At 70.3% G+C, this 11,431-nt stretch carries 12 protein-coding genes; 9 read left to right on the top strand and 3 right to left on the bottom strand.

Annotated features, from left to right (window positions below):
* Positions 1-226 precede the first annotated feature (226 nt).
* From AB0F44_RS22850 to AB0F44_RS22840, 3 genes are all read left to right on the top strand, one after another.
* Positions 227-913 carry a helix-turn-helix domain-containing protein gene (locus AB0F44_RS22850; RefSeq protein WP_350660401.1) on the top strand — a complete coding sequence of 229 codons (687 nt, stop codon included), beginning with the start codon at positions 227-229 and terminating at the stop codon, positions 911-913.
* Between the two features lie 152 nt (positions 914-1,065).
* On the top strand, positions 1,066-2,340 hold the full coding sequence (locus AB0F44_RS22845; RefSeq protein WP_357358960.1) for a hypothetical protein: 1,275 nt from the start codon (positions 1,066-1,068) through the stop codon (positions 2,338-2,340).
* Positions 2,341-2,422: 82 nt separating this feature from the next.
* Entirely contained in the window at positions 2,423-3,814 is a 1,392-nt protein-coding gene (locus tag AB0F44_RS22840) for a cytochrome P450 (protein ID WP_357358959.1), read from the top strand.
* A 9-nt stretch (positions 3,815-3,823) separates the two neighbouring features.
* On the opposite strand, the gene AB0F44_RS22835 is transcribed toward AB0F44_RS22840, so the two are convergent.
* The gene (locus tag AB0F44_RS22835; protein WP_357358958.1) at positions 3,824-4,774 is read right to left on the bottom strand and encodes a WYL domain-containing protein; all 951 of its coding nucleotides are present in this window, start codon (positions 4,772-4,774) and stop codon (positions 3,824-3,826) included.
* An 84-nt stretch (positions 4,775-4,858) separates the two neighbouring features.
* Here AB0F44_RS22835 and AB0F44_RS22830 point away from each other — a divergent pair, with 84 nt between their 5' ends.
* From AB0F44_RS22830 to AB0F44_RS22820, 3 genes are read left to right on the top strand one after another with little or no spacing between them, the layout of a single operon-like run.
* Positions 4,859-5,494 carry a histidine phosphatase family protein gene (locus AB0F44_RS22830; protein WP_350660396.1) on the top strand — a complete coding sequence of 212 codons (636 nt, stop codon included), beginning with the start codon at positions 4,859-4,861 and terminating at the stop codon, positions 5,492-5,494.
* Positions 5,491-5,820 (top strand): YnfA family protein, encoded by a 330-nt coding sequence (locus AB0F44_RS22825; RefSeq protein ID WP_165109609.1) that lies wholly within the window; start codon positions 5,491-5,493, stop codon positions 5,818-5,820. The genes AB0F44_RS22830 and AB0F44_RS22825 overlap by 4 nt, the downstream gene beginning before the upstream one ends.
* Positions 5,821-5,830: 10 nt before the next feature.
* On the top strand, positions 5,831-6,400 hold the full coding sequence (locus AB0F44_RS22820) for an NUDIX domain-containing protein (RefSeq protein WP_357358957.1): 570 nt from the start codon (positions 5,831-5,833) through the stop codon (positions 6,398-6,400).
* A 267-nt stretch (positions 6,401-6,667) separates the two neighbouring features.
* Here the strand turns inward: AB0F44_RS22820 and AB0F44_RS22815 are convergent, their stop codons facing one another.
* Positions 6,668-6,883 carry a hypothetical protein gene (locus AB0F44_RS22815; protein ID WP_357358956.1) on the bottom strand — a complete coding sequence of 72 codons (216 nt, stop codon included), beginning with the start codon at positions 6,881-6,883 and terminating at the stop codon, positions 6,668-6,670.
* A 161-nt stretch (positions 6,884-7,044) separates the two neighbouring features.
* On the opposite strand from AB0F44_RS22815, the gene chrA reads away from it, so the two are divergent.
* Positions 7,045-8,178, top strand: coding sequence for a chromate efflux transporter (gene chrA / locus AB0F44_RS22810; protein WP_357358955.1), 1,134 nt, complete (start codon positions 7,045-7,047; stop codon positions 8,176-8,178).
* A gap of 29 nt (positions 8,179-8,207) precedes the next feature.
* On the opposite strand, the gene AB0F44_RS22805 is transcribed toward chrA, so the two are convergent.
* Positions 8,208-9,044, bottom strand: coding sequence for an alpha/beta hydrolase (locus AB0F44_RS22805; protein WP_357358954.1), 837 nt, complete (start codon positions 9,042-9,044; stop codon positions 8,208-8,210).
* A gap of 160 nt (positions 9,045-9,204) precedes the next feature.
* On the opposite strand from AB0F44_RS22805, the gene AB0F44_RS22800 reads away from it, so the two are divergent.
* Both AB0F44_RS22800 and AB0F44_RS22795 read left to right on the top strand, forming a co-directional pair.
* Positions 9,205-10,572: an NAD(P)/FAD-dependent oxidoreductase gene (locus AB0F44_RS22800; RefSeq protein ID WP_357358953.1), complete on the top strand. Its 1,368-nt coding sequence runs from the start codon at positions 9,205-9,207 to the stop codon at positions 10,570-10,572.
* Between the two features lie 127 nt (positions 10,573-10,699).
* A complete protein-coding gene (locus AB0F44_RS22795; RefSeq protein WP_357358952.1) occupies positions 10,700-11,347 on the top strand; it encodes a VOC family protein in 648 nt (215 codons plus the stop codon).
* The last annotated feature ends 84 nt before the right edge of the window (positions 11,348-11,431 follow it).

The following is an 11,431-nucleotide window of genomic DNA, read 5'->3' as shown; positions in this document are numbered from 1 at the left end:
CACTGGGCAGAATCCGCCAGCATTATCGCCCCGGGAGGATGCTGTGCCGCGCTTATCGGTTCTTTCTGCCATACACTTTGTTGACAGGGAATTCAACCCTCCTGTGGGACTTTCGACTCTGTTCTTTAGGGGAAGAAGACTCTTTCGAATCTTCCCCGAAAGTCGGGAGGCCGCTTAGATGGCGTACATGACAACTAGGCGTTCTCGGCCCGGCCGCCCCAGGCATGTGCCCGATTCGGGTACCGCCTCACCCCGTGAACAGATCCTCGATGCCGCTGCGCGACTCTTCGTCTCCCAGGGCTTCGCGGCGACGTCCACCCGCGAGATCGCCGACCAGGTCGGCATCCGTCAGGCCTCTCTCTACTACCACTTCGCCGGCAAGGACGAGATCCTCGTCGAACTGCTCCGTAAGTCGGTTCGTCCGACCACGGACAAGGTCGACAAGATCCTCAACCAGGTGCCGCCGCTCGATTATGAGACGGCCCTTTATCTGCTGGTTCTCGTCGACGTACGCACGCTTGCCGATGTGCCGCATAACGTCGGCATGCTCTACATGCTGCCGGACGTGACCAACGGCGAGGTCTACAACGAGTTCCGTCAGGAACACGAGCAGCTGGCCGCCGCCTACGCCGATCTCGCCAGCAAGGTGGCCTCGGAGAAGGTGTTGGAGGGTGTCAGCCTGAAGCAGTTGGGCAACATGCTCATCCAGCAGGTCGAAGGCGTCATCAACATGCGCACCGAGATGATCACCGAGGACACGGTCCGGCGGATCACGTGCCCGGAGGCTTGGGCGATCGCTTCCTCGTGCCTGCGGATCTGCGGTGTCAGCCAGGACAAGATCCAGGCTGCCAACGCGGTCGCGGTGGACATGCTCGACGACTTCCTCGAGGACAGGGTTCGCGAGCTCGCCTGACAAGGCAGGCTGACAAGTCGGTAACTGGTGGGTAGGGCTTGCGCGTGTGAGTTGCCCTGTTGAGGCTTGAACGACACACTTTCCGAGCCCGTTGCCCGCTTCCCCACCGCGAGGACCCCACACGTGTGCATTGACCCTTCCGGAGGCCGCTGATGGCCCGGAAGCAGACAGCCATCCTCTCCGTCACCCGCGGGGTCACGACGCTCAACGGCCTGGTGGTGGATCGTCCGTGGGGGGAGGACCCGCACCAGGCAGGCATCCGTGCCGTGCGCGAACAGCTCGCCGGCCCGAGCCGCAAGCCCGTCCAGGTCGTCGCCACCGACGACGAGGCCCGCGTCCGGATGGTCGTCCATCCCGACGGGCAGGTCACCGACGTCGAGACACTCGAGGTCTTCGGGAGCTACGGCTCGCCCGATGACGTACCCGGCGCGGCTTGGCTTCCCGCCGGCGCGGGGCCTGTGATCATCCAGGGCATCGTCGAGCCGGACCCCGAGCCTGAGCCCGAGCCGTACGTCCCGCCTGTCCTGGCCGTTCCGGCGCCTGCTGCCGAGCCGCCTGAGCCCGCGCCGGAACCCGAGCCGGAGCCTGAGTTCGAGGCGGAGCCCGAGTTCGAGCCGGAGCCCGAGCCAGCGCCGCCACCGGCAGCGCCTCCAGTGCCGCCTCCGGCACCCGAGCCTGAGCCCGAGCCTGAGCCCGAGCCGCCGCCGGCGCCAGCGCCGGTGCTCGAGCCAGAAGCCGAACCCGAGCCAGAGCCTGAACCAAGTGCCGGACCAAAGGCCGGACCGCCCGCCAGGCGGGCCGTCGCCGGCCCGTTGGTGCCGCTGCACCACCTGGAATCGACCTCCTATCGGCGGTCGCGGATGACACGTCGCGGCCGGGTGGTGCTGGTCGTCATCGCCATCCTCCTGCTGATCCTGATCTACGAGGTCGTACGCGGCGTGGTGACCGGTTCCGACCCGGACTCCTCCGACCAGAAGGAGCCGCAGAGCCAGCAGTCGGAGCCGAGCGCCGGGGCCAGCGACGAGGTCACCGAGACGCCCTCGCCGAGCGCGTCGGCGTCGTCGGTCCGTGTCGACCCGACGCCCACCCCAACCCCAACGCCCACTCCGACGCCCAAGCCGACCAAGAAGCCGGCGCCCGAGCCGACCAGGACGCTGGCGGTGGAGGCGATCGCGATGACCGAGGCCATCGGGCTGCGGATCGACACCAGCAGACTGCCGGTGACGGCCACGATCGCGATGGATCCGTGGGGTGCGCCGGAGCGGTTCACGCGTACGGTCACGATCACCGAGCCCAACCAGCTCGTCGTGGTCAAGCCGGTCGCCTCCGGGCACGCGGAGTGGAGCGTCCGGGTCGAGGGCGCCTCGAAGGTCACCGGCTACACGCACTCCTGGCCCAAGGGCGATCGCGAGTTCGTCAAGCGCTGAATTGCTACCACGGTCGGATGTGGCGGCCTCCGGTGCGGCGTACGCTGCATGAGAACGTGTTCCTGCGCCTCGGAGGTCTCGCATGCCGCTCAAGATCACGCCGCCCGTCGGCACCCGCACGATTGCCGGCCGGACGCTTGGCTGGACGCTGGGCACGGTGGAGCGCACCGCCAAGCAGGGCGTGCGCTGGGCGCTGGGGCATGGGCTGCCGCGTACCGCCATCGTCCGGTCCGCCCGGAAGGGTGATCTCCAGGGCGACCTGATCCTCAGCGGACCTGGGTCGCACACCTTCGACCTGGTCGACCTGTTCGAGGAGTTCCGTGCGCGTGGGCCGCTCTACCAGGGCGGGTTCAGCCACCTCGCGGTCGACCACGAGGTCATCAAAGAGGTGCTGACCAGCAACGACTTCATCACCGGGTTCTTCGCGCCCGACGAGTCGGGCACCGGTCTGCTGGCGAGGGCGGCGAACTGGTCGGCCAGCGACGCCTTCGCCCCGCTCCAGCCGCCGTCGCTGCTGGCGACCGAGCCGCCGGAGCACACCCGCTACCGCAAGCTGGTCACCCGAGTCTTCACGGTGCGTGCGGTGGAGAAGCTGCGCGCTCGCACCGAGGAGATCGCCCGAGAGCTGCTCGATGACCTGGAGAAGGAGGCCGCGTCAGGGGCCGACGTCGATCTGGTCACCCGCTACTGCGGGCTGCTGCCGATCACGGTGATCTCCGAGGTGCTCGGCGTCCCCGTCGAACTGCGCGAGCGCATGCTCGAGCTCGGCAAGGGCGCGGCCCTGAGCCTCGACATCGGGCTGGGCTGGCGCACCTTCCGGGACATGGAGGCCTCGCTGGAGGAGTTCGACACCTGGCTACGCGGCCACCTCGAGTATCTCGCCGAGCATCCCGGTGACGACCTGCTCAGCCAGCTCGTCGCTCTTCGTGACGACGGCGACCGGCTCAGCGAACGGGAGCTGCGGGCCATCGCCGGGCTCGTCTTCGCGGCCGGCTTCGAGACCACGGTGAACCTGATCGGCAACGGCATCGCGCTGCTCCACGACAACCCCGATCAGCTCGAGGTGCTCAAGGCGCAGCCCGACCTGTGGTCGAACGCCTCCGACGAGATCCTGCGGCTAGACCCACCGGTGCTGCTCACCGGCCGGGTCGCCCGGCGCAACTCCACCATCGCCGGCCAGGCGATCCCGCGCGGCACGATCATCAACACCGTGCTGGCTGCCGCCAACCGCGACCCGGCCGTCTTCACCGACCCGCACACCTTCGACGTCACGCGCGAGAACGCCCGCGACCACCTCTCCTTCTCCAGCGGCCGCCACTTCTGCCTCGGTGCCGCCCTGGCCCGGATGGAGGGCGAGATCGGCCTCCGGCTCCTCTTCGAGCGCTTCCCCGGCCTCGAGCTCGTCGGCGACCGCGAGCGCCACCCCACCCGCATCCTCCGCGGCTACTCGCACCTCCCCGCGCGCCTCAGTTGACGCCGTTGGTCAGCGCTCGACGGCGTCGAGGAGTCGCTGGCCGAGGATGGCTACGCAGCGGCGTACCTCGTCGCCTTCGACCACCCGGAAGGGAACGGCGCGACGGGCGAGCTCCTGGGCGTACCACTCCGGGCTGTTGGTGCTCCCGATGAGACGGCAGTGGCCGTCGTCGATGGGCTCGAGGCGGCCCAGGACGCGCGGAAGATAGCGGTCGACCTGCGCGAACGGGGCGTCGAAGACGACCTCGACCGCGTAGGCCCAGCCCTCGCCGAGGTGCTCCTCGACCTCGGTGACGGGGTCGATCTCGGGACGTACGAAGCTCGTCTCCTCGATGTCGACGGCGCCTATCCGGTCGGCCCTGAGCACCCGCCGCGCGTCGGCGGTGTGCGACCAGCAGAGGAGATACCAGCGGGCGTGGCGTACGACGACCGCCCACGGGTCGACGACCATCTTGCGCTCGTTGCCGTTCTCGGTCGTGTAGGCGATGGTGGTGCGCCGCCGGGAGTCGCAGGCCTGGACCAGGCTGGTGGTGATGTCCGGGTCGGGCGAGACGGCGCTCTGGTCGGGGACGGCCGAGATCGTACGCCGCACCGCGGCCACGGTCTGCGACAGCGACTCGGGCAGTACCCGACCGATCTTGCCGACCGCGCTCCCGACCGGGCCGGTGGCGTCGGCGATGTCGTGGTGGCCGTCGAGCAGGGCCATCACCAGGCCGAGCGCCTCCGCGGTGGTGAAGATCAGCGGCGTACGCATCCCGCGGCCGAGCCGATAGCCACCGTAGGGACCGCGCTCTGACTCGACCGGGATCCCCGCCTCCCGCAGGATCGCGACATAGCGCCGGGCAGCTCGTTCGGTGACCCCCAGCCTCTCGCCCAGCCGCTCCGCGGTGATGCCGGGGGAGGACTGCAGCAGCTCGAGGGTGAGCAGTGCCCGAGCGGTCGGGCTCTCGTCATGTCCCATCGTGGCGGCTCCCGGAAGTCGTTCGTCCGGATTCACATTAGTCCGTGACTTCGGGCGCGGTGGGTCCCGTACCCTTACCGGCATATGAGACTTCTGCTGATCAGACACGGCCAGACCCCGAGCAACGTCTCGGGGGCGCTTGATACTGCCTTCCCAGGAGCGGGGTTGACCGAGCTCGGACTCTCCCAGGCCGCGGCGGTGCCGGATGCGCTGGCGGGGGAGCGGATCGCGGGTCTGTACGCCTCCCGGCTGCTGCGTACGCAGCTGACCGCCGAGCCGCTCGCCAACCGGCTCGGGATGCCGGTCGTCGTGCAGGAGGGGTTCGAGGAGATCAGCGCCGGCCACCTGGAGATGGCCACCGACAAGGAGTCCGTGACGGCCTATCTCGAGGCGCTCGCAGACTGGATCCGCGGCACGCTCGAGACCCCGGTCCCGGGCGGCGAGGCGGGCCATGAGTTCCTGGCGCGCTACGACGCCGCCGTGCAGGCGGTGGTCAAGCAGCACGAGCCCGATGACACCGTCGCGATCGTCTCCCACGGCGCCGCGATCCGGATGTGGACCGGGCTGCGCACCACGCAGTCGCCCGCCTTCGGCGATGACAACCGCATCCGCAACACCGGCCTCGCGGTCGTCGAGGGCAGCCTGGAGGAGGGCTGGACGACGATCTCGTGGAACAACGACCCGCTGGGCGGTGCGCACCTGATCGGCGACGGCTTTTGATCCTCCGCTCGCTCCTGCTCTTCGCGCTGGCCGCGGTCGCCGAGATCGGTGGCGCCTGGTTGGTCTGGCAGGGGCTGCGGGAGCATCGCGGCTGGCTCTGGGTGGGCGCCGGGTTCATCGCGCTCGGCCTCTACGGCGTCGTCGCCACGCTGCAGCCCGATGCCCACTTCGGGCGGATCCTGGCTGCGTACGGCGGTGTCTTCGTCGTCGGCTCGATCGCCTGGGGGATGGCGATGGACGGCTACCGGCCCGACCGCTGGGACATCGCCGGCGCGGCCCTGTGCCTGGCCGGGATGGGCGTGATCATGTACGCGCCACGTGGGTGAGGATGGCGCCATGGCATCCGAGGAAGACTCACCCCGCACCTTCGTCCCGGTCCCGCCGGCGGAGCGGCCACGCCGCACCCGTAGCACTGCTCGCGTGCTCCTGATCGACGACCGCGACCGGATCCTGCTCTTCGCCGACTCCGACCCGGGCATCCCCGGAGCGCGCTGGTGGATCACCCCCGGCGGCGGCATCGATCCGGGCGAGAGCGAGCGAATCGCCGCAGTGCGCGAGGTCGAGGAGGAGACCGGCCTCCGCGTCACCGAGGCCGAGCTGGTCGGCCCGACGATGCGGCGCACCGTCGTGCACGGCTACAGCGACGTGGTCATCGACCAGGAGGACGTCTTCTACGCGTGCTGGGTGCCGGCCTTCGAGGTCTCCACCGCCGGCCACACGGAGGAGGAGCTGCTCACCATGGCCGAGCACCGCTGGTGGACGCGTGCGGAGCTCGCGGTGACCGATGAGGAGATCTGGCCGGCGGTGCTCCTCGACCTGTGGAAGGACGCCGACGTACGCCGCGACGCGCCCGCCTCCGATCCTGCCGACGGCGGATGGGTGGAGGAGTCGACGGTCCCGGCCTGACGCCCTGGCTCTAGACGCGCCGCAGCCGACCATCCCCCTCGGATGGTCGGCTGCGGTCTTGCGAGATCTGGTCGCTATCCCTCGATACGACGAGATCCCTCGCACGTGCCGTCTGCCCGAGCGTGAATCCCCCGATCCGCTCGTGCGACGACACTCAGTCCGTGGTGCGGCCCCCCGACCGCGCCCTGGCCCTCCCCCTCAGTAGGCCCAGGGCGTCCACCCACAGCATCAGGCTGTGTACGACGGACCGAAGATGTAGGCGCATGATCAGCGGAATGCGCCGAGTGCGACGATGCCGGTAGCTGCCACGGCGGCGATGCCGAACATCGTGGTGCCGACCGCGGGCGGCATCCCGCCGCGGTGCTTGTGCTCGGACGGGTCGGGCTTGCGGAGGCTGCGGACGGCGTCGAGGACGTTGTTGCGGAGCGACTCGACGGCGGTCAGGTCACTGCGGTGACGTGCGGTGATCGTGGTGGTAGCCATGGTGTTCCTCTTCTCGGACGGCGCTGGCCGTCCGTTGTCCGGCGGCCTTCACGTGAGAGAAACGGGGTCATGAGCAGGTCATGACGCGGCTTTTCGCCACTTTGGAGTTACGAAAGATCCACATCTGAGGAACATTGCGCTCAGCCCGTACGCTGCGCGTCATGACCACGCTGGTGGAGATCGCTCGGGAGTGGGGCCGGATCGGCGTCATCGGGTTCGGCGGTCCGCCCGCCCACATCCGCCTGCTGCGCGAGACCGTGGTCGAGCGCCGGGGCTGGGTGGAGCCGGAGGAGTTCGAGGACGCGATCGCGACCTGCAACCTGCTCCCCGGACCCTCCTCGACACAGCTCGCGATCTTCACTGCCTGGCGGGTCCGTGGAGCGCTCGGCGCGCTGGTCGGAGGGCTCGCGTTCATCCTGCCGGGGCTGGTGCTGATCCTCGCCCTGGCCGCGCTGTTCCTGGGCGACCCGCCCGCGTGGGTGCTGGGCGCGGGCGCTGGTGCCGGTGCGGCTGTCGCCGCGGTCGCGGTCGCGGCCGGGTGGGCGCTGGTGCCGTCTTCCTACGAGCGGACCCCGTCGCGTCCGCGATGGATCCTCTACGGCGTCGTCGGCACCGTCGCCGCCGCGACCACCGGGGCCTGGGTGGTCCTCGTGCTCGTGGGCGCCGGGCTCGTCGAGGTGGCGCTGCGGAGGCCGTGGCGTACGAACTCCTTCCAGTCCGTCCTCACCCTGCCCTTGTTGGCCCAAGGAGCGCTCACCGCCGCGGTGGGGGCGCCGCTGGCGTGGACGGCCTTCAAGGTCGGCGCGCTGTCGTACGGCGGCGGGTTCGTGATCATCCCGCTGATGCAGTCCGACGCCGTCGAGCGCTACGGCTGGATGAGCGACGCCGAGTTCCTCAACGCGGTCGCGCTCGGGCAGATCACCCCGGGCCCGGTCGTCCACACCGTCGCGGTCGTCGGCTTCGCGGCCGCCGGACTCCTCGGGGCGCTCGGTGCTGCCGTGATCGCGTTCGGGCCGTCGTTCGTGATGATCATCGCCGGCGGGCGTCACTTCGAGGCGTTGCGCTCCTCGCCGCTGGCCCGCGCTTTCCTCGACGGCGCCGGCCCGGCCGCGATCGGTGCCATCCTCGGCTCCGCGGTCCCGCTGGCGCTGGCCACGAGCGAGTGGTGGCAGTGGGTGGTGCTGGCTGCCGCCGGCGTACTCCTGCTGCTGTTCAAGCGTGGGGTGGTCCTCACGCTGCTGCTCGCGGCAGGGGTTGGCGTCGTCGTTGCTCTCGCCGGCGGGCCGTTGCCGTGAACTGGTTGTCCGGGGCAACGTCGGCCAGCTCACCCGTCCTGACGCTCGCTGCGGTGCTCGGCCCACCAGTCAAGGACGTGGGTGACGTACGCCGCCGGGTTCTGCTCCCACACGAAGTGGCCCGCGTCGACGATGTCCAGCTTGGCATTCGGCAGCCGGTCGGCGAGGAACTCGGCGTTGGACGGCGGGATCGAGGTGTCGTCACGACCGGCGATCAGCCGCACCGGGGTGTGGATGTCGGGCAGCCGGTCGCGCAGCGTGACCAGCTCGGTCGGGTAGGACCGTACGTAAGCCATCGACTCCGCGAACCGGGTGCCGTCGTACGAGGCGAGGTAGTCCTCGCGCACGTGCTCCGGCAGCGGCGAGGCGGGGAAGATGTTCTCGAGGACGAACTCGATGATCGACCTCCCGTCCTGGTAGGGCGTCAGGTCGGTCGCGGCGACCCACGTCGTGAGGGGCTCGCCCAGCTCGAGCGGGACCGACGACCCGCCGCTGCCGATGACGATGCTCTGGAACCGCTCGGGGGCAGCGGCCGCCGCGAACAGCGCCGCGCTGGTGCCGATGTCGGGGCCGACGACGTGCACGCGGTCGAGGCCCAGCGTGTCGAGCACCCCGACGAGGAAGTCGCCCATCGCACTCGGCGTGAACAGGTCCGGACGCGACTCGGACCCGCCGAAGCCGGGGAGGTCGACGGCGACCAGGTGGTGCTCGCGCGCCAGCCGCGACCAGATCGGCTCGAAGGCGTACATGCTCTCGGGCCAGGGGCTGAGCAGCAGACCGTGCTCGCCGTTCGGTTCGCTCTCCGCGTAGCGGATCCGGACACCGTCGACGGTGAGGTGGCGCGGGTTGATGGGTGAGGTGGACATGGTGGTCTCCTGAAGGGTGGAAGGTGAGGGGTTGGTTCTCCTTCAGACTGCGGCCCACCCACGGGCCTCACACCAGGGTCACCCCCGGGTCGGCACCCGGGTCGGACTCTCGTCGAGGAAGATGGGTGACAACGGGCGGCCGGTCTGATGGAGTTCGGTCATGAGCGAAGCGATCGAGTGCGACGTCGTGGTGATCGGCCTCGGACCGGGCGGCGAGCACGTCGCCGGGAGCCTGGCCCGGGCGGGCCTACGCGTCGTCGGTGTGGACGAGCGGCTGGTCGGTGGCGAGTGCCCCTACTTCGGCTGCATCCCGACCAAGATGATGGTGCACGCCGCGCAGAAGCTCCGTGACGCACGTCTGGTCGAGGGGCGTGCGGGCTCCGCCACCGTCACCGCGGACTGGAAGCCGGTCGCCGACCGGATCCGCGACGAGGCGACCGACGACTGGAACGACCAGGTCGCCGTCGACCGGCTGGTCGCCGCGGGCGGCGCCTTCGCCCGGGGACGTGGGCGGATCACCGGGCCGCGCACGGTCACGGTCACCGCCGACGACGGCACGGAGACGTCGTACGTCGCGACGCGGGGCATCGTGCTCAACACCGGCACGTCGCCGGCCGCGCCGCCGGTTCCCGGGCTCGCCGACACGCCCTACTGGACCAACCGCGACGCCGTCCGGCTGACCGAGCTCCCGGCATCGCTCGCGGTCCTGGGTGGTGGGGCGATCGGCTGCGAGCTCGCCCAGGTGTTTGCCACCTTCGGTGTCCGGGTGACGGTCCTCGAGGCATCCGACCGGCTTCTCCCGCCCGAGGAGCCCGAGGCCTCGGCTGCGATCCAGCGGGCGTTCGAGGACGCCGGGATCACCGTGCTCACGGAGGCCCGCGCCCAGCAGGCCTCCTATGACGGCGCCGAGTTCACGCTCGACCTCGGCGAGGGTGCGGTCACCGCCGAGCGGCTGCTGGTCGCCGCCGGACGCCGTGCGAACCTGGGTGATCTGGGCCTGGAGCACGTCGGCCTCGACCCGCAGGCCAGGGTCCTCGATCCGGACGAGCGGATGCGGGTCGCCGATGGTGTGTGGGCCGTCGGCGACATCACCGGCAGGGGCGCCTTCACCCACGTGTCGATGTACCAGGCCGACGTCGTGATCCGTGACCTCACCGGCGTCGACGGGCCGTTGGCGGACTACCGGGCGGTCGGGCGGGTCACCTTCACCGCCCCCGAGGTCGGCTCTGTCGGCCTCTCCGAGGCCGGCGCGCGCGAGCGAGGCATCACGGTGCGTACGGCGACCGGTGACCTCGGCACCCGCGGCTGGATCGCCGAGGACCCGGGACCGATCAAGCTCGTCGCCGACGCCGACCGAGGCGTCCTCGTCGGCGGCACCGTCATCGGGGCGGCAGGGGGCGAGATCCTCGCCATGGTGGCCACCGCAGTCCACGCCGAGGTCCCGATCGCGACCCTGGCGGACATGCACTTCGCCTACCCGACCGCCCACCGCGGACTGCAGACCGTGCTTCGCGCCCTGCTCGACTGACCCAGGACGAACGGCCTGACCACACCGGGGGGTCGACCAGGGATCACCCCTGGTTCGACCGCCCCGGCGAGAGCGCACTCTCGGAGATGTCGGCAATCCCGCCGACCAGAAGAAGGAGTGCCAAGCAATGAACACCACCACTGCAGCCACGGCGCTGAAGCTCGAGGCAGTCGTCATCCCGGTCGCCGACGTGGACCGGTCGAAGAAGTTCTACGACGGTCTGGGCTGGCGCCAAGACGCCGACTTCGAGTTCGACAACGGCTTCCGGGTCGTGCAGTTCACGCCCCCGGGCTCGCCCGCGTCGATCCAGTTCGGCACCAACATCACCACCGCGGAGCCGGGCACGGCCGAGGGGCTCTACCTGGTCGTCTCCGATGTCCAGAAGGCGCGCGACGCTCTCGAAGCCCAGGGCGTCGACGTCAGCGACGTCTTCCACCCCGACGTCCCCGGCGCCCAGTTCCGGCCGCTCTCCGGTGACGGACGCCTGGCCGGCGCGGCCGACGACCGCGCGAGCTACGGGTCGTTCGCGTCCTTCGCGGACCCGGACGGCAACACCTTCCTGCTCCAGGAGGTCACCACTCGACTCCCCGGGCGGATCGACGCCACCGCGACGTCGTACGCCACGGCGAGCGACCTGGCGGAGGCCCTCAAGCGGGCGGCGACCGCCCACGGCGAGCACGAGGCCCGCAACGGCGGTGAGTACGACGAGGCCTGGCCCGAGTGGTACGCGGCCTACATGTTCGCCGAGTTTCGCGGCGAGCCGCTGCCCGAGTGACCCGCGAGGACGGCCTCACCCAGCCGACCCTCGTCGCCAACGACGACAGCGACCTGATGATCCCGCCCGTGAGCTCGCAGCTCC

Source organism: Nocardioides sp. NPDC023903 (assembly GCF_040639295.1).
GTDB lineage: Bacteria > Actinomycetota > Actinomycetes > Propionibacteriales > Nocardioidaceae > Nocardioides.
Note: the sequence above shows the minus strand (reverse complement) of the source record. Positions and strands in the feature narration are given on the sequence as shown.

Bases quoted from the DNA above. Each gene is read 5' to 3' on its own strand.
- chrA (WP_357358955.1), top strand. From the start codon at position 7,045: ATGACCACGCTGGTGGAGATCGCTCGGGAGTGGGGCCGGATCGGCGTC.
- AB0F44_RS22840 (WP_357358959.1), top strand. From the start codon at position 2,423: ATGCCGCTCAAGATCACGCCGCCCGTCGGCACCCGCACGATTGCCGGC.
- AB0F44_RS22820 (WP_357358957.1), top strand. From the start codon at position 5,831: ATGGCATCCGAGGAAGACTCACCCCGCACCTTCGTCCCGGTCCCGCCG.
- AB0F44_RS22830 (WP_350660396.1), top strand. From the start codon at position 4,859: ATGAGACTTCTGCTGATCAGACACGGCCAGACCCCGAGCAACGTCTCG.
- AB0F44_RS22805 (WP_357358954.1), bottom strand. From the start codon at position 9,044: ATGTCCACCTCACCCATCAACCCGCGCCACCTCACCGTCGACGGTGTC.
- AB0F44_RS22845 (WP_357358960.1), top strand. From the start codon at position 1,066: ATGGCCCGGAAGCAGACAGCCATCCTCTCCGTCACCCGCGGGGTCACG.
- AB0F44_RS22815 (WP_357358956.1), bottom strand. From the start codon at position 6,883: ATGGCTACCACCACGATCACCGCACGTCACCGCAGTGACCTGACCGCC.
- AB0F44_RS22835 (WP_357358958.1), bottom strand. From the start codon at position 4,774: ATGGGACATGACGAGAGCCCGACCGCTCGGGCACTGCTCACCCTCGAG.
- AB0F44_RS22800 (WP_357358953.1), top strand. From the start codon at position 9,205: ATGAGCGAAGCGATCGAGTGCGACGTCGTGGTGATCGGCCTCGGACCG.
- AB0F44_RS22795 (WP_357358952.1), top strand. From the start codon at position 10,700: ATGAACACCACCACTGCAGCCACGGCGCTGAAGCTCGAGGCAGTCGTC.